This is a genomic window from Streptomyces sp. AB3(2024), assembly GCF_041862025.1.
In the GTDB taxonomy this organism is placed as follows: Bacteria; Actinomycetota; Actinomycetes; order Streptomycetales; family Streptomycetaceae; genus Streptomyces.
Genome location: NZ_JBGWAB010000045.1, coordinates 1 through 15,460, shown reverse-complemented (window position 1 = coordinate 15,460; position 15,460 = coordinate 1). Strand labels below are relative to the sequence as shown.

18 protein-coding genes are annotated in these 15,460 nt (G+C 73.1%); 6 read left to right on the top strand and 12 right to left on the bottom strand.

The features are described from left to right. The first annotated feature begins 32 nt into the window (after positions 1-32). Positions 33-554: a DinB family protein gene (locus ACEPPI_RS19245; RefSeq protein ID WP_373916457.1), complete on the top strand. Its 522-nt coding sequence runs from the start codon at positions 33-35 to the stop codon at positions 552-554. 508 nt (positions 555-1,062) lie between these two features. Continuing rightward, on the top strand, positions 1,063-1,191 hold the full coding sequence (locus ACEPPI_RS19240) for a hypothetical protein (protein ID WP_373916456.1): 129 nt from the start codon (positions 1,063-1,065) through the stop codon (positions 1,189-1,191). A 79-nt stretch (positions 1,192-1,270) separates the two neighbouring features. Here ACEPPI_RS19240 and ACEPPI_RS19235 read toward each other — a convergent pair whose 3' ends face one another. The 8 genes from ACEPPI_RS19235 to ACEPPI_RS19200 form a co-directional block, all read right to left on the bottom strand. After that, the gene (locus ACEPPI_RS19235) at positions 1,271-1,765 is read right to left on the bottom strand and encodes a hypothetical protein (protein ID WP_266841481.1); all 495 of its coding nucleotides are present in this window, start codon (positions 1,763-1,765) and stop codon (positions 1,271-1,273) included. 95 nt (positions 1,766-1,860) lie between these two features. Next, positions 1,861-2,529: a uracil-DNA glycosylase gene (locus ACEPPI_RS19230; RefSeq protein ID WP_373916488.1), complete on the bottom strand. Its 669-nt coding sequence runs from the start codon at positions 2,527-2,529 to the stop codon at positions 1,861-1,863. Between the two features lie 99 nt (positions 2,530-2,628). Then, positions 2,629-4,212, bottom strand: coding sequence for an ABC transporter substrate-binding protein (locus ACEPPI_RS19225; RefSeq protein WP_373916455.1), 1,584 nt, complete (start codon positions 4,210-4,212; stop codon positions 2,629-2,631). A gap of 152 nt (positions 4,213-4,364) precedes the next feature. Further along, a complete protein-coding gene (locus ACEPPI_RS19220; RefSeq protein ID WP_373916454.1) occupies positions 4,365-5,126 on the bottom strand; it encodes an SDR family oxidoreductase in 762 nt (253 codons plus the stop codon). A 28-nt stretch (positions 5,127-5,154) separates the two neighbouring features. Then, positions 5,155-5,916: a 3-oxoacyl-ACP reductase FabG gene (gene fabG / locus ACEPPI_RS19215; RefSeq protein ID WP_266837611.1), complete on the bottom strand. Its 762-nt coding sequence runs from the start codon at positions 5,914-5,916 to the stop codon at positions 5,155-5,157. A gap of 135 nt (positions 5,917-6,051) precedes the next feature. Further along, a complete protein-coding gene (locus tag ACEPPI_RS19210; protein ID WP_373916453.1) occupies positions 6,052-6,435 on the bottom strand; it encodes a DUF3037 domain-containing protein in 384 nt (127 codons plus the stop codon). Continuing rightward, positions 6,432-7,277 carry a HipA family kinase gene (locus ACEPPI_RS19205; protein ID WP_373916452.1) on the bottom strand — a complete coding sequence of 282 codons (846 nt, stop codon included), beginning with the start codon at positions 7,275-7,277 and terminating at the stop codon, positions 6,432-6,434. Before ACEPPI_RS19205 ends, ACEPPI_RS19210 begins: the two co-directional genes overlap by 4 nt. A gap of 40 nt (positions 7,278-7,317) precedes the next feature. Beyond that, positions 7,318-7,929 (bottom strand): cysteine hydrolase, encoded by a 612-nt coding sequence (locus ACEPPI_RS19200; protein WP_373916451.1) that lies wholly within the window; start codon positions 7,927-7,929, stop codon positions 7,318-7,320. A gap of 76 nt (positions 7,930-8,005) precedes the next feature. On the opposite strand from ACEPPI_RS19200, the gene ACEPPI_RS19195 reads away from it, so the two are divergent. Further along, complete coding sequence (locus ACEPPI_RS19195; protein ID WP_373916450.1) at positions 8,006-8,479, top strand: pyridoxamine 5'-phosphate oxidase family protein; 474 nt, start codon at positions 8,006-8,008, stop codon at positions 8,477-8,479. 28 nt (positions 8,480-8,507) lie between these two features. Here ACEPPI_RS19195 and ACEPPI_RS19190 read toward each other — a convergent pair whose 3' ends face one another. After that, entirely contained in the window at positions 8,508-9,407 is a 900-nt protein-coding gene (locus ACEPPI_RS19190) for a LysR family transcriptional regulator (protein WP_373916449.1), read from the bottom strand. Between the two features lie 73 nt (positions 9,408-9,480). On the opposite strand from ACEPPI_RS19190, the gene ACEPPI_RS19185 reads away from it, so the two are divergent. Then, entirely contained in the window at positions 9,481-10,458 is a 978-nt protein-coding gene (locus ACEPPI_RS19185; protein ID WP_373916448.1) for a DMT family transporter, read from the top strand. Between the two features lie 91 nt (positions 10,459-10,549). Here ACEPPI_RS19185 and ACEPPI_RS19180 read toward each other — a convergent pair whose 3' ends face one another. Further along, a complete protein-coding gene (locus ACEPPI_RS19180; RefSeq protein WP_373916447.1) occupies positions 10,550-11,881 on the bottom strand; it encodes an aminotransferase class I/II-fold pyridoxal phosphate-dependent enzyme in 1,332 nt (443 codons plus the stop codon). A gap of 37 nt (positions 11,882-11,918) precedes the next feature. Here ACEPPI_RS19180 and ACEPPI_RS19175 point away from each other — a divergent pair, with 37 nt between their 5' ends. Then, positions 11,919-12,584, top strand: a complete 666-nt coding sequence (locus tag ACEPPI_RS19175) for a pyridoxamine 5'-phosphate oxidase family protein (RefSeq protein ID WP_373916446.1) — start codon at positions 11,919-11,921, stop codon at positions 12,582-12,584. Here the strand turns inward: ACEPPI_RS19175 and ACEPPI_RS19170 are convergent. Together ACEPPI_RS19170 and ACEPPI_RS19165 are read right to left on the bottom strand one after the other, a co-directional pair. After that, positions 12,566-13,600 (bottom strand): DMT family transporter, encoded by a 1,035-nt coding sequence (locus ACEPPI_RS19170; protein ID WP_373916445.1) that lies wholly within the window; start codon positions 13,598-13,600, stop codon positions 12,566-12,568. The genes ACEPPI_RS19175 and ACEPPI_RS19170 overlap by 19 nt on opposite strands. A 208-nt stretch (positions 13,601-13,808) precedes the next feature. Next, on the bottom strand, positions 13,809-14,765 hold the full coding sequence (locus tag ACEPPI_RS19165) for a DMT family transporter (RefSeq protein WP_373916444.1): 957 nt from the start codon (positions 14,763-14,765) through the stop codon (positions 13,809-13,811). Between the two features lie 171 nt (positions 14,766-14,936). Here ACEPPI_RS19165 and ACEPPI_RS19160 point away from each other — a divergent pair, with 171 nt between their 5' ends. Continuing rightward, positions 14,937-15,365 carry an SRPBCC family protein gene (locus ACEPPI_RS19160; protein WP_373916443.1) on the top strand — a complete coding sequence of 143 codons (429 nt, stop codon included), beginning with the start codon at positions 14,937-14,939 and terminating at the stop codon, positions 15,363-15,365. Positions 15,366-15,460: the final 95 nt, after the last annotated feature.

Here is a 15,460-nt window from a genome sequence, read left to right as displayed (position 1 = left end):
GGGAGGGGGCGTGTTCGGTCAGGATGACGGTCATGACATCCGATGGATCACACCGCTCCGAACCCTCCACCACCGCCGGCGAGCGGGACATGCTGGACGGGTGGCTCGACTACCACCGTTCGACCCTGGCCTGGAAGTGTTCCGGGCTGACGGAGGAGCAGGTGCGCCTGACCCCGCTGAAGCCCTCCGGGCTCAGCCTGATGGGCCTCGTACGGCACATGGCGGAGGTGGAGCGGTACTGGTTCCGCGAGATCTCGCTGGGCGAGGACCTGCCCGAGCTCTACAGCACCCGGGAGGACCGCGACGGCGACTTCCACTTCACCGGTGCCGATACCTGGGCCTCCGCCGAGCGCGTGTGGCAGACCGAGGTGGAGCTGGCGCGGCAGGCCGCCGCGGGCCGTTCCCTCGACGCGGTGTCGGACGCCGCCGTCCACCACCGCGGCGAGGTGTTCAGCCTGCGCTGGATCTACACCCACATGATCGAGGAGTACGCGCGCCACAACGGGCACGCGGACCTGCTGCGCGAGCACATCGACGGCGCCACCGGCGAGTAGGCGCTGTCCTCCGGACATCCCCTCCGCGTCACCCGTGCGGGGTGAATATCGGTCCAGGGTTTTCACAACGGGGTCCTCGCACAGCAGAGTTGCGCGGGTGCATCCAACCCGAACCTCGACGAAACTGCTCCTCGGAGCCGCCTGCGCGGCCTCCGCCGTCTCCACCGTCTCCGGTTGCGTGAGCGTGGGTCCCGGTCCGGGGCGGCCGGCGACGGCCCCTTCCGCCGGGGCGGCGCCCCGGTACGAGCCGCGCGGGGGCCCGGGGGCGCTCCCGGTGGTCGTCCAGGCACCCGCGCTGGAGGCGCTGGGGGCGGTGCCGGGCGGAGCGGAGGGGGGGGGGGGCCCGACGTCCGCGGGCCGGGGCACGGCGCGCACGGCCCCTCCGGCGCCGCCGGAGGCCGCGGAGGGCGTTCCCCCGGTTCCGGACATCCCGGAGCCCCGGAAGCCAGCCCGGCCCGGCGAGAGGCACCGTGAGGGCCGTCCGGACCCCTTGCGGAAGGACGCGCGGGTGCCGCGCGAGCTGGTGCGGGAGCTGCCGGTCCGGCCGGCCGACGTCTGCGCGCTGGGCAGGCGGCACGGGCAGTGGCACCCGGACAGCCCGGAGGCCCGCATCTGCGCGGGCGTCCACGACGACTGAGGGACGGCTCGCGCGGCGGGGACGGCCCGCGCGGGCCCTACGGGGCTGAGGCCCCGGCCCTGCGACTTCCGCCCCGGCCCTACGGGGACTGCCCGGGAAACGGCCGGGGCCCTTGCCCCGGCTCCGTCGCGAGCCGCCGCTCCAGCCGGGCGATGGCGGCCCGCACGCCGTTGCCGTACCCGTCGTCGGAGAGTTCCGCGGTGGCCGCGCGGGCCCGCGCCAGGTGCACCCGGGCCGCCTCGGGACGGCGGAGTTTGACGTAGTCGGCGGCGAGGCTGAGGTGCAGTGCCGGGTAGAAGGCGCGGACCGCCTCGCGGGGCCGGTCCGCGAGCCCCTCGGCGGCGGTCAGCGCCCTCAGGTCCCAGGCGAGTTCGTCGCCGGGGTCGTCCTGGGCGTCGGCCAGGTAGTGCGCGAGGGTGCAGCGGTGGAGACCGTCCCCCTCCTCGCCGATCTCGGACCAGATCTCGCCGAGGCGGTTGCGGGCCTCCTCGCGGTCACCGGCGTGCAGCAGGATGACCGCCTGGCCGATCCTGGTCATGACGGCGTCCTCCGACGCCTCCTGCTGCTCCCTCAACGCGGCCTCCGGCTCGCTCCGCCGGACCCGCTCCGGTCCGGTCGTCACGAAGCTAGCCGGAGGCGGCGCCTCTGACGTCGAGGCGCGGTGTGGCGTCAGCCCAGGTCCGGGATCCGCCAGTCGATCGGCTCATGGCCCTGGGCGGCGACGGCCTCGTTGATCTGGGTGAAGGGGTGGGAGCCGAAGAACTTCTTCGCCGACAGCGGCGAGGGGTGGGCGCCCTTGACGATCACGTGCCGTTCCCCGTCGATCAGCGGGATCTTCTTCTGGGCGTAGGCGCCCCAGAGGACGAAGACGACCGGGTCCGGACGGTCGGAAACCGCGCGGATCACTGCGTCGGTGAACTTCTCCCAGCCCTTGCCCTTGTGCGAGTTCGGCTCGGCCTCGCGGACGGTGAGGACCGCGTTGAGCAGGAGGACGCCCTGCTGGGCCCAGGGCATCAGGTAGCCGTTGTCCGGGACCGGCAGGCCGAGCTCCTCCTTCATCTCCTTGTAGATGTTGCGCAGCGAGGGCGGGGTCTTGACCCCGGGCTGCACGGAGAAGCACAGGCCGTGGCCCTGGCCCGCGCCGTGGTACGGGTCCTGGCCGAGGACCAGGACCTTCACCTTGTCGAACGGCGTGGCCTCCAGGGCCGCGAAGACCTGCTCGCGGGGCGGGTAGACCGGCCCGTTCGCCCGTTCCTTCTCGACGAACTCGGTGAGTTCCTTGAAGTAGGGCTGGTCCAGCTCCCCGCCGAGAACGGGGAGCCAGGACTCGGGCAGCATCTGGGTCACGTCGACAACCTCCGGTACAAGTTCGTGCAACTGCTCAGAACCTACCGGGGACCACTGACAACGCCGCGACCCGGGCACCGCCCCCGGACGTCACCAGCTGGTCTTGCGGTACAGCTCCCACATCTGCATGGCGGTCTGCGGGTCCAGGGCCCGCTCGGCGCCGGCGATGTCCTCGCGCGCGCCGACGTAGAGCTTGCCCTGCCACAGGGGCAGCAGGCGGACGTCCTGGGCGAAGATCTGCTGTGCCTGCTCGAACTCCTTGACGCCGGCCGACCGGTCGCCCTCGCGACGGGAATTGGGCAGCAGTTCGTTGACGATGGCGGGGGGCTCGTACGGGGTGCCGACCGCGTTCTCCTTGCCGACGAACGGCGCGATGAAGTTGTCCGGGTCCGGGAAGTCGGGGAACCAGCCGCGGCCGAAGATCGGGTACTCGCCGTTCTTGTAGCCGACCTGGAATTCCACCCAGGGCTTGTTCCGCAGCGTGATCTTGAAGAGTCCGCTCTCGTCCAGCTGGCGCTTGAGTTCGGTGAACTCGTCGGCGGTGGAGCCGCCGTAGCGGTCCGAGGTGTACCAGAGGGTCAGGTCGACCGGGGTGGGCACCCCGCCGTCCTTGAGGATCTTCCGGGCCTTCTCGACGCTGGGCTGGCCGTAGAGGTCGTAGAAGGGCGTCTTGTGGCCGACGACCCCCTTGGGGACCATCGAGTACAGCGGTTCGGCGGTGCCCTGGTAGACCTTGGTGACCAGCGCGCCGCGGTCGACGATCTGGGCCATGGCCTGGCGCACGGGGAGCTTGGCGACCTGCGGGTCCTTGGGGTTGAAGACCAGGTAGCGGATCTCCGCGCCGACGTTCTCGACGACCTGGACGCCCGCGTTGTGCGAGGCCGGGCTCTGCAGGTCCTTGATCTCGGGGGCCGAGAGGCCTCGGTAGGTCGCGTCGATCTCCTTGGCCTTCAGGGCCGCGACCATCGCGTCGGACTTCTTGAAGTAGCGGATCGTCACGCCGTCGTTGTGGCGGTTGGCGAAGCCCTGGTAGGTCTCGTTGCTCCCCAGGACCGCCTCGGAGCCCGCCTTGTACGAGGTGAGGACGTAGGGGCCGGATCCGGTGACCTTGCCGTCCTCGCGCACCTTGTCCGCCGGGTACTCCTTGGGCGCGACCAGCGAGGCGGCCGGCGAGCCGAGGACGAAGGGGAAGGTGGCGTCCGGCGTGTTCAGGTGGAAGACCACGGTCAGCGCGTCCGGGGTCTCGATCTTGTCGAGGGAGTTGAAGAGGCCCTTGGGGCCGACCTTCGAGTCGATCTTCCTGATCCGGTCCAGGGAGTACTTGACGGCCTTGGCGTCGAGCGGCTCGCCGTCGGAGAACTTCAGCCCCTTGCGCAGCGTGCACCGGTAGGCGGTGTTCGCCGTGTCGGTGAAATCGCAGCCCTGGGCGGCGTCCGGCTGGGGCTTCGTGCTGCCCGTGGGGAACGCCAGGAGGGTCTGGTAGACGTTCCGGTAGAGCTCCCAGGAGCCGTCCCACGCCGCCGCCGGATCGAGGGTGCTCGGGGCGCTCGTCGTACCGACCACGATCCTCTTGGCCTTGTCCCCGCTGTCGTCGGAGAACAGACCGCATCCGGAGAGCAGGGATATGGACGCAAGGGCCGCAGAGACCTGCAGGCATCTGGTCCGGTTGAACACGTGCACGCTCCTCGATCAGCCAGGGGTGCGGCAGACCCTACCGCAGTACGTCACAAATCCAATGGGCAGGTTTCGTGAGGCACTTGACCGATTACGTGCGTATTCGATACGCATTTGCCTCCCCGAGGGAGGCAAATGCGTCCGTTTATCGGTCAGTGGACTCCGGCATTGAGGAACATGCCTCCGTCGACCACGAGGGTTTGTCCAGTTACCCATTCCGCTTGTGCAGATGTGAGGAATGCCGCCGCACCCCCGATGTCCTCCGGGACCCCCAGCCGGCCGAGCGGGTACGCCGCGGCGGCCTCCTGCTCACGGCCCTCGTAGAGCGCCTGCGCGAACCGCGTCTTGACCACCGCCGGGGCGATCGCGTTCACCCGCACCCGCGGCGCCATCTCGTGCGCCAGCTGCAGGGTGAGGTTGATCATGGCGGCCTTGCTCATCCCGTACGCCCCGATGAAGGGCGAGGCGGAGACGCCGGCGATGGAGGCGATGTTCACGATCGCCCCGCCGTTGTCCTTCTGCCAGGCGTGCCAGGTCCGCTGGGCGAAACCTAGGGCCGAGATCACGTTGGTCTCGAACACCTTGCGCGCGACCCCGAGGTCGAGGTCCGCCATCGGCCCGAAGACCGGGTTGGTCCCCGCGTTGTTCACCAGGAAGTCGACGCGGCCGAAGGCCTCCATCGCGCGGTCCACGGCGACGGCCTGGTGGGCCTCGTCGTGGGCCTTCCCGGCCACGCCGATCACCCGGTCCGCGCCGAGCCGCTCGACGGCCTCCTTGAGGGATTCCTCGTTGCGCCCGGTGATGCAGACCCGGTCGCCCCGGGCGACCAGCGCCTCGGCGATCCCGTAGCCGATGCCCCGGCTCGCGCCGGTGATCAGCGCGACCTTGCCGCTGTCGGTGCCGTTGTACGTCATGCCGTACGCCCTGCCTCTCGTGGACGGGTCAGTTGAGCGGGCCGCCGGCCACGTACATGACCTGGCCGGAGACGAAGCCGGCGGCCTCGCCCGTGAAGAAGGCGATGGCGTTGGCGATGTCGTCCGGGCGGCCGACGCGCTGCACCGGGATCTGCGTGGCGGCGGCCGCCTGGAACTCCTCGAAGCCCATGCCCACGCGGGCGGCCGTCTGGGCGGTCATCTCGGTCACGATGAAACCGGGGGCGACCGCGTTGGCCGTGACGCCGAACTTGCCCAGCTCGATGGCCAGGGTCTTGGTGAAGCCCTGCAGACCGGCCTTGGCGGCGGCGTAGTTGGCCTGGCCCCGGTTGCCCAGCGCGGAGCTGCTGGAGAGGTTCACGACCCGGCCGAACTTGGCCTCCACCATGTACTTCTGACAGGCCCTCGCCATCAGGAAGGCGCCCCGCAGGTGCACGTTCATGACGGTGTCCCAGTCGGTGTCGCTCATCTTGAACAGCAGGTTGTCGCGGAGCACGCCCGCGTTGTTGACCAGGATGGTCGGGGCGCCGAGCGCGCTCGCGACCCGCTCGACGGCCGCCTCCACCTGGGCGCTGTCGGAGACGTCGCAGCCGACCGCCAGGGCCCGGCCGCCGGCGGAGGTGATCGCCTCCACGGTGTCCTTGCAGGCCGCCTCGTCCAGGTCGAGTACGGCGACCGCACGGCCCTCGGCGGCCAGGCGCACGGCGGTGGCGGCGCCGATGCCCCGGGCCGCCCCGGTGACGATCGCGACGCGCTGCTCGGTGGTGGACATGCTGGATCTCCTCGCCCTTGAGAGCGGCCGCCCGAAGGTGAGCAACCGCTTAGTAGCTTCAGTTGAGGAGACGCTAGGAGCCGTGACACCTCGTGTCAACGGCACCCCGGCGCGCGCGTCCCGCCGATCCCCGCGTCAGCGGACCAGCAGGTCGAGGAGCCGTTCCAGCTCGGCCTGCGGGTCGGCCGTCAGACCGGTGTGGACCGGGCCGGGCTGGACCACCGTGCTGCGGGGGGCGATCAGCCACCGGAAGCGCCGTCCCGGATCGTCACCGGCCGCCTGTCCGGCCCGCTCGCCGCCCGCGCACAGCCCCTCGACCCCGCGCAGCGCGGCCCGGACGCCGGCCACGTCGGCCCCCGGGTCCAGCGCGAGGAGCTTCGCCTCGTCGAGGTGGGTGCGCGCGGCGACGTACGCGTGCGCCCGGCAGTAGACGACGACCCCGGCGTTGAAGCACTCGCCGCGCTCCATCCGGGGTACCACGCGCACCAGCGCGTACTCGAACACGTCCCGCTCGGTCACTCGTCGCCGCTCTTCCGCTCGTTCTTGTCCGACTGGGGAGGCAGGCGCTCGGCGAGCCAGCCCGGCGGACCGGACCGCGGCCTGACCTCGGCCTCCATGGTGATCCTCTCGTGGATCGTCGCCGCGCGCGGCAGCAGCGCCTCCACGTAGGCGCGGCGCACCGCGTCGGTGGAGTCGAAACCGGGCTCGTCGACCAGCCATTCGTCGGGGACGTCGGCGGTGACCTCGGTGAGCAGGTCCTCGGTCACCAGAGGGGCCAGCTCTGCGGCGGCCGCGGCGATGTCCGGTCCCACGGGGGCCAGGACGTGGTCGGAGGCGTTGTAGGGCTTGGCCGCGGCGGACCGGGCGGTGGGCCAGTTGTGGTGCCAGATCATGGTGGCGCCGTGGTCGATGAGCCACAGGTCGCCGTGCCAGACCAGCATGTTGGGGTTGCGCCAGGAGCGGTCGACGTTGTTGATCAGGGCGTCGAACCAGACCACGCGGCCCGCCTCGGCCGGGTCGGCCTGGTACGCGAGCGGGTCGAAGCCGATCGAGCCCGGCAGGTAGTCCATCCCGAGGTTGAGCCCGCCGCTGCCCTTGAGCAGCTCCTGGACCTCCTGGTCGGGCTCGGCGAGCCCGATGACGGGGTCGAGCTGCATCCCCACAAGCCGCGGGACCCGCAGGCCCAGCCGCTGGGCGAGTCGCCCGCACACGACTTCGGCGACCAGGGTCTTGCGGCCCTGGCCGGCTCCGGTGAACTTCATGACGTAGGTCCCGAGATCGTCGGCCTCGACGATCCCCGGGAGCGAGCCGCCCTCACGCAGGGGCGTGACGTAACGGGTCGCGATCACTTCTGTGAGCATTTGCCCAGGCTAGCTGGCGGGCGGGCGGCCCGTCCTGGGGCTATTGCGGAGCCCACCGCGCGAGCAGGGCCTCGGTCGTGGTGACTTCCGCCACCAGCGCGAGGGAGTTGCGGATCACCTCGGCGGTGCACGAGGCCGGCACCCCGGCGATCGCGTCGGCGGGCACCACGACCCCGTACCCGAGGTTGACGGCGTCGAAGACGGTGTTGGGGATCGCGATGTTGGAGGAGACCCCGGTGACGACGAGGGTGCGGATGCCGAGGTTGCGCAGGAGGGCGTCCAGGTCGGTGCCGGCCATCGGGGACAGTCCGTGCAGCCGCCGGACCACCAGGTCCCGTTCGGCCACGGTGATCGGGGCCGCGACCTCGACGGCCCGGCTCCCGGTCAGCTGGCGCACGGGCAGCCTCCCGGCGGCCCGGAAGAGCCGCGCGTTGGTACTGGCTCCCAGCCCGTCCGGCCGCCGCTCGGCGACGGCGTGCAGCACCTGTACGCCGGCCGCGCGCGCGGCGGCGGCGAGGGCGGCCACGCGGTCCAGCATCCCGGAGTCCCGCGCCTCCTTCGCCAGCTCCGGCAAGGCGCTCTCCTCGCCCACGACGCCGTTCTGACACTCGACGGTGAGCAGCGCGGTGGTGGCGGGGTCGAACTCCGGCATGGCTCCCCCTGGCGTGGTGGCGGCGGAGCCCGCATGATTCCTGACACACAGTCAGATGTGAAGGGGCAGGGGCACGATGGACGAGACGCTCGGGGCCGGAACACAGCGGCGGGGCCGCCGCATCATGATGACCGACGCGGAAGTGGACGCCTTCCTCCGCGAGCAGCGCACCTGCCGGGTGGCCACGGTCTCCCCCGACGGGCGGCCGCACGTGGGGGCCCTGTGGTTCGCCTGGGACGGCACCTCGCTGTGGCTGTACTCGATCACGCGCAGCCGCCGCTGGGCCGACCTGCGCAAGGACCCCCGGATCTCGGTGGTGGTGGACTCCGGCGAATCGTACGACGAGCTGCGCGGGGTCGAACTGTCGGGCAGCGCCGTCTTCGTGGGCGAGGCTCCGCGCACCGGCGAGCCCTGCCCCGAGCTGGCGGAGCCCGAACGGATCTTCCCCGTCAAGAACTTCGGCATCGAGGAGATGCCCCACGACGGCCGCCACGCGTGGATCCGCGTCACGCCGCACTCCGTCGTCTCCTGGGACTTCCGCAAGATCTGACCCGGCGGCCGAGGGGCCCGAAGGCGTCCTACACGGCTGCCGCCGCCTCGCGCAGCGCCGCGACGGCGGCCCGGATGGAGGGCCGCCGGCCGGCGTCCGCGCGCCAGACCGCGTACACGTGACGGCGTACGGCGTCGCACACCGGCAGCAGCCGGACGCCCGGCGGCACGGGTCCGCGGCCCAGCCGGGGGGTCACGCACACCCCCAGCCCGGCCTCCACGAAGGCGAGCTGGGTGTGGTGCTCCTCGGCGATGTGCGCGACGCGCGGCTCGACCCCGGTGCCGCGCAGGGTGAACACCAGCCACTCGTGACAGAACTGGCCTTCGTTCCAGGAGATCCAGTCGTCGTCGGCGAAGTCGGCCAGGGAGATCTTCGTACGGTCGGCCAGCGGATGGGAGCGCGGCACCGCGATGTCGACGGCGTCGTCCAGCAGGTGGGTGCGGGTCAGTTCGGCCGGCACCGGCATCCGCTTGTTGTGCCAGTCGATGGCCAGGGCCATGTCGAGGTCCCCGCGCACCACGGCGAACATGGCCTCCTCCGGTTCCTGCTCCCGCACCATCGCCCGCAGGTCCGGGTGGTCGGCGCGCAGCGCGGTCAGCGCCCGGGGCAGCAGCCCGCGCATCGCGGTGGGGAAGGCGCCGATCCGCAGCTGCCCGACCGCGCAGCCCCGCTGGGCCTCGACGTCGGCCTGGGCCAGCTCCACCTGCGAGATGATCCGGGCGGCATGGTCGGCGAGCAGCCGCCCGGCGTCCGTCAGGCGTACCCCGCGGCCGTTCTTGGCCAGCAGGGGCTGGCCGACCTCCCGCTCCAGCTTGGCCATCTGCTGGGAGACTGCGGACGTGGTCACATGGAGGCCCTCGGCCGCGCCGCTGACCGAGCCGTGGCGGGCGAGGGCGTCCAGGGTACGCAGGCGCTCCAGGTTCAACATGTAAGCGATGCTACGCGGTGAGGCGGAGGAAGTCTCGCTTGTCCTACGAGGTCCCCCGCAGCAGAGTGAGCACATGAGCGCACCCGCCCCCTCCCGCCCGGCCCGTTCCGCCCCCTCCCCCGCCACCGCGACCACCCCGGCGTCCGGCACGGGCACCGCCACCGGCGGTCTCGACTGGCGGCTGCGCTTCGCCTTCCTCTCGGTCGTCTGGGGCTTCAGCTTCCTCTTCGTCAAGGTGGGCACCGAGGCGTTCGCGCCCTTCCAGGTCGCCTTCGGCCGCGTCCTGTTCGGCGCCCTCGCCCTGCTGGCCGTGCTGCTCGTACGGCGCGAGCCGCTGCCCCGGGGAGCGCGCACCTGGGGCCACCTCACGGTGGCGGCGCTCCTGCTGAACACCGCCCCCTTCTCTCTGTTCGCGTACGCCGAGCTGAGCATCTCCTCCACCCTGGCCGGGATCTGCAACGCCACCTCGCCGCTGTGGGGCATGGCGCTCTCGCTGGTCGCCCTCTCCGAGGACCGTCCCACCCGCCGCCGCTTCGCCGGTCTGGGCCTCGGCTTCCTCGGCGTCCTGACGGTCCTCGGCGCCTGGCAGGGCTTCGCGGGCATCGACGCCAAGGGCACCGTACTGGCCCTGCTGGCCTCGCTCTGCTACCCGATCGGCTGGATCTACGTCCGCCGCACCCTGGCGGGCACCCCGGGCTCCCCGGTGGCGCTGACCGGAGCGCAGCTCATGGTGTCGACGGTGCAACTGGCTGCCGTCAGCGCCCTGTTCACCTCCGCCCCCGCCGGCTTCCCGCTCTGGCCGACCCTCTCGGTGATCGCCCTGGGCGCCCTCGGCACGGGCATGGCCCTGCAGATGCAGTACGGGCTGGTGACCGAGATCGGCCCCACCACCGCGCAGATGGTCACCTACTTCATCCCGGTCATCGCCACCACCGCCGGCGTCCTGATCCTCGGCGAGCAGCTGCACTGGAACACCCCGGTCGGCGCCGTCGTCGTCCTGGCGGGCGCAGCCCTCACCCAGGCCCGGCCCCGGGCGCCCAAGCCCGCCTGAGCCGCACCGGCCCCCCGCCGCCCGCCCCCGTCGCATTCCGCGGCGGGGGCGGATCCGTCCGGCGACGCCGCGCGACGCCCCGGCGGCCCGTTCAGTCGGAACGGCCGCCGGGCACAGGGCGGACCGCCGCCGCCACCGCGTCGGCGAGCGGGCCCACCTCCGCCGGGGAGAGCCCGGAGACGGTGATCCGCACGCCGGGGCCCGCCTCCACCCGGAACCGGGCCCCGGCCGTCACCGCCCACCCGGACGTCAGCAGCCGGGTGACCACCGCCGTCTCGTCGGCGACCGGCACCCACACGTTGATCCCGCTGCGCCCGTGCGCCCGTACGCCGTGCTCGGCCAGCGCCGCGATCAGCCCGTCGCGGCGCAGCCCGTACGAGCGCGCCACCACCTCCTTGTCCACGGCGCCGGAGGTCCACAGCTCCACCACCGCGCGCTGCAGGAGGCGGCTGACCCAGCCCGGCCCCAGCCGCTGGCGGCCCCGGACCCGGTCGAGGGTCACCGCGTCGCCGGTGAGCACCGCCACCCGCAGGTCCGGCCCGTACGCCTTGGCCGTGGAGCGGACCAGCGCCCAGTGCCGGGTCACCCCGCCCAGCGGGCACAGGGGCACGTCCACGATGCCGTGCCCGTGGTCGTCGTCGATGACGAGCACCCCGGGATGCGCGGCCAGCAGCTCCCGCAGTTCCCGGGCGCGCGCGGCACCGACCGCGGCGCCGGTCGGGTTCTGCGCACGGGCCGTCACCACCAGGGCCCGCGCGCCCTCGGCCAGGGCCCGCGCCACCGCCGTCGGAACCGGCCCCTCGTCGTCGACGGCGACCGGCAGGATCCGCAACCCCAGCGCGGGGACGAGGTCGAGCATGGCCCCCCAGCCCGGGTCCTCGACCGCGACCGCGTCGCCCGGCCTGAGGTGGGCGGCCAGCACCCGCTCGATGCCGTCCAGCGCCCCCGAGGTCACGGCGACGGGCCCGGCCGGGACCCCGTCGGCGTCCAGGTCCGCCCGCGCGATCCGGGCGAGGTCTGGGACTACCGGGTCCTGGCCGTAGAGGACCGGGGCCTGCGCGTACCAGCGGGCGGCGGCGGCCAGCGCCGCGTCGAGGGAGGGCAGCAGGGACACGTCCGGGTTGCCCTCCGCGACGTCCCGGACGCCTTCGGGCACGGCCGTCCGCAGGGAGTCGCGCGGCGCCGTGGCGGGCCGCTCCCGCACCCGGCTGCCGCGCCGGCCGTCCGTCTCGATGACCCCGCGTTCGCGCAGGGTGCGGTACGCGGCGGCCACGGTGTTGGGATTGACGCCCAGCTCCCCCGCCAGTTCCCGCATCGGCGGCAGCACCGCTCCGGGCGCGAGCGCGCCGCAGCCGACGCCCGTTTCGACGCTCGCCGCGATATCCGATGCGCGACGGCCTGTGATCCGATACTCTCCTAGCACAAACGACATTATGCACTAGTACAACGGAGTCCGCACCATGAGCGCCACCCCGGCCGCGTACGAACCCACCGACCGCACCGTCCCGACCCGCGGCCGCCCCAGGGCGCGCTACGACCGCGAGACGGTGCACTCGATACTCGACCAGGCCTACGTCTGCCACCTCGGGTTCGTCCGCGACGGTGCGCCGGTGGTCCTGCCGACCCTCTTCGGCCGGGTGGGCGAGACCCTCTACGTCCACGGATCCACCGGTTCGCGCCCGCTGCTGGCCGCCGGGAAGGCCGACCCGGGCCTGCCGGTCTGCCTGACGGTGACGCACGTGGACGGCCTGGTGCTGGCCCGCTCCGCCTTCCACCACTCGATCAACTACCGCTCGGTGGTCGTCCACGGCACCGCCTACCAGGTCACCGACGAGGACGAGTGCCGGATGGCCCTGGACGCCCTCGTCGACCACGTCGTCCCGGGCCGCTCGGCCGACTCCCGCCGGGCCGACGCCAAGGAGCTCGCCGCGACCGCGGTGATCCGCCTGGACCTGACCGAGGTCTCCGCGAAGGTCCGCACCGGCGGCCCGAACGACGACCCGGAGGACCTGGGCCTGCCGTTCTGGGCGGGCGTGGTCCCGGTCGCGCCGGCGTACGGGACCCCGGTCCCGGCCGCCGACCTGACCCCCGGCGTCGCGGCCCCGGGTTACCTCGCCGCGCTCTGAGGCTCCGGGGCGGCCCCGGCCACCGGCCCGGAACCGCCCCCGGCCACCGGCCCGCCCCCGGCCGAGGCCCGCGGACCGCGCGCCTCGGCCGCGATCAGCGCGCCCACCGCCGACAGCAGCAGTACGGTGCCCAGCACCACCGCCCCGGTCAGCCGTTCGCCGAGCATCCCGACGGCGATCGCCGCCGCACTGACCGGCTCGATCAGCATGATCACCGACACCGTCGCGGCGCGCACCGACGCGGCGCCGGTGAAGTACAGCGCGTACGCGAGGGCGGTGGGCACCGTGGCCACGTAGACCAGCAGCCAGCACACCCGGCCCCAGTCGGCGGTGTGCGGCAGCAGCCCCTCGACCAGGGCGAGCGGCAGCAGGCACACCGTGCCCACCGCCACCGACCACGCGGTGGTGACCAGCGGGTCCCCGCCCGCCCCGCGCCGTCCCAGCCACCGCGCCCGCAGGGTCATCCCCGCGTACCCGGCGGCCGACAGCAGCGCCCAGCCGACCCCGAGCGGCCGCACCTCGCCCCCACCGGAGCCCAGCACCAGCACGGCCAGACCGGCCAGGGCGCCGAGGACTGCGGCCGCTCCGCCCCTGCCCAGCCGCTCGGCCATCCAGTACCGGCCGCCCAGCGCGATCAGCACGGGCCCGGCCCCCAGGGTCACGACGGTGCCGACCGCGAGGCCGGTGTCGCGTACGGCGGCGAAGTACGCCGCCTGGAACAGGGTGAACATCAGCCCGGTCCCGATCAGCGAAACCGCCGGGACGCGCGCGGCCGGCGCGACGGGCGAGGCCGCCGCGGCCCGCGGAGCCCGCCGCACCCGCACCGAACGGCGTACGGCGAGCACGCCCAGCAGGACCACCAGCCCGCCCGCGCACCGCCAGAACGACAGGGCGACCGGGCCGAGGTCACTGGCCAGGAAGAGGAGGGAGGCAGCCGCCCCGGCGGTGCCCCAGGCGACTCCGGCGACGACGAGGTACAGCAGACTGCGCCCGGAAGCGGGCGAATGGTTCGACACGTGTGTCTCCGCGCATGCGTGAAGGATGAAGGAAGCAGGTCATCGCTTCGCGGGCAGCGCTCACCGGCCCGGGGACTCCCCGGGCCGGTCTCTCATTCGCGTGGAGGCCGCCCGCGCTAGGCGGCGGGAGGCGGAAGCACGGTCGACGGCATGACCGGCAGCCTACGGGGCGCCCCCGCCTCCGGCCAGTCGGCCCCCGCCCTACGTCCTACGCCCTCGCGGTCTCGGGGGCCGGCACGGCCGGATCCGGCGCCGCGGGCGGCGCCGGCCGCGAGGACTGCGCGATGAAGGCCCCGCCGAGCACCAGCGCGCCGCCCACGATCTGCGGGGTCGAAAGGTGTTCGCCCAGCAGCACCCAGGCCAGCACGGTGGCGATGACCGCCTCCAGACAGGCCACCACGCCCGCCACCTGCGGGGAGAGCTTGCGCACCGACACCACCCCGGTCAGGTACGCGAACACGGTGGCGACCAGCACCACCCAGCCCAGCAGGGCCAGGGCGGGAACCGCTGTGTCCCCGAGCAGCGCGTCCCCGCCGAGCACGGCCCAGTCCATCTCCCAGGGGCGCGCGAGCACCGTCATGACCGCGGCCCCGACGAGCATCCCGTACGCGATCACGCCCATCGGGTCGGGTACGTCGTCCCCGTCGGTGCCCTGGTCGGCGAAGACGAAGTAGAAGGCCTGGCAGCAGGCGGCGGCCAGCCCCAGCAGCACCCCGAGCGGGTCCAGGCTCAGCCCCGACCAGATCTGGACCACGCACGCCAGTCCCGCGACGGCCACCGCCGCACCGGCCGCGGCGGCCCGGGTCACCGGCTTGCGCTGCACGAAGCGGATCCAGCCGAGCAGCAGGGCCGGGCCCAGGTACTCCAGCAGCAGGGCCACGCCGACCGGGATCCTCGACAGCGAGGCGAAGTAGAAGGCCTGCACGCCCGCGACGGCGACCAGACCGAAGCCCGCGAGCAGCAGGGGCTTGCGCCGCACCAGGTCGCGGTGGCGCCAGGCCAGCGGGGACAGCACCAGCGCCGCCCCGGCCACCCTCAGCCACACCACGTGCAGCGGGTCCAGACCCGCCTCGATCAGCGGCTTCGCCGCCACACCCGAACCACCGAACGCACACGCCGAGACGAGGGCGAGGCCCAGTCCGGCGTTCTTCCCTGACGCTTGCATCGGGCCATCATGGCAGGGCCGGTCAGGAGCGTCACGCCGGTGACGCCTGTTGAGACGCAGTCGGTACCGGCCGGTCCGGAACCCACTGTTTCTGACAGGTCGTCAGTATTGAATGTTCCGCCCCCCGGGACTACCTTCCGCCGCACGAACCCGACGAGAAGGGGTGGACGCATGGCTGAAGTCACCGCGGAATCACGCATCGAGGCGCCCGCCGCGAAGCTCTGGGCCCAGCTGACCGACTGGGACGCGTACGGGCAGTGGAGCATGACCCACACGAACTTCCCGAAGGGCGGTCCCGAGACCCTCGCGGTCGGGTCCACCTTCGCCGAGAACATGAAGATGATGGGCTTCCCCGCCGAGGTCCTGTGGACCGTCTCGGAACTGGAGGACCAGCACGTCTTCGCCATCACCGGCAAGGGCCCGATGGGCGTGGCCGTCCTGACCCGCTACACCCTGGTCCCGGACGGCGGTGCCACCACCGTCCGCATCGACGGCGAGTTCACGGGCGCCGCGGTGTCCCTCATGGCGGGCAAGCTCAAGGACTCCGCGACCGCCGCCCTGAACGAGTCCCTCCGCAAGCTGGCCGGCCTGGTCGCCTGACCCCGGGACCCCCCCGGGGCGCGCCCCCCCGGCGCGGGGCCGCCCCGCGCTCCGGGGGGGGGGGGGGGGGGGGGGGCGCGGGGAGGGGGGGGTGC

What these genes read in the sequence shown, in the direction of transcription:
- fabG (WP_266837611.1), bottom strand. Translation starts at nt 5,916, where the DNA reads ATGTCCACCACCGAGCAGCGCGTCGCGATCGTCACCGGGGCGGCCCGG.
- ACEPPI_RS19165 (WP_373916444.1), bottom strand. Translation starts at nt 14,765, where the DNA reads ATGCAAGCGTCAGGGAAGAACGCCGGACTGGGCCTCGCCCTCGTCTCG.
- ACEPPI_RS19185 (WP_373916448.1), top strand. Translation starts at nt 9,481, where the DNA reads ATGAGCGCACCCGCCCCCTCCCGCCCGGCCCGTTCCGCCCCCTCCCCC.
- ACEPPI_RS19190 (WP_373916449.1), bottom strand. Translation starts at nt 9,407, where the DNA reads ATGTTGAACCTGGAGCGCCTGCGTACCCTGGACGCCCTCGCCCGCCAC.
- ACEPPI_RS19230 (WP_373916488.1), bottom strand. Translation starts at nt 2,529, where the DNA reads ATGCTGCCCGAGTCCTGGCTCCCCGTTCTCGGCGGGGAGCTGGACCAG.
- ACEPPI_RS19245 (WP_373916457.1), top strand. Translation starts at nt 33, where the DNA reads ATGACATCCGATGGATCACACCGCTCCGAACCCTCCACCACCGCCGGC.
- ACEPPI_RS19195 (WP_373916450.1), top strand. Translation starts at nt 8,006, where the DNA reads ATGGACGAGACGCTCGGGGCCGGAACACAGCGGCGGGGCCGCCGCATC.
- ACEPPI_RS19220 (WP_373916454.1), bottom strand. Translation starts at nt 5,126, where the DNA reads ATGACGTACAACGGCACCGACAGCGGCAAGGTCGCGCTGATCACCGGC.
- ACEPPI_RS19175 (WP_373916446.1), top strand. Translation starts at nt 11,919, where the DNA reads ATGAGCGCCACCCCGGCCGCGTACGAACCCACCGACCGCACCGTCCCG.
- ACEPPI_RS19205 (WP_373916452.1), bottom strand. Translation starts at nt 7,277, where the DNA reads ATGCTCACAGAAGTGATCGCGACCCGTTACGTCACGCCCCTGCGTGAG.
- ACEPPI_RS19200 (WP_373916451.1), bottom strand. Translation starts at nt 7,929, where the DNA reads ATGCCGGAGTTCGACCCCGCCACCACCGCGCTGCTCACCGTCGAGTGT.
- ACEPPI_RS19160 (WP_373916443.1), top strand. Translation starts at nt 14,937, where the DNA reads ATGGCTGAAGTCACCGCGGAATCACGCATCGAGGCGCCCGCCGCGAAG.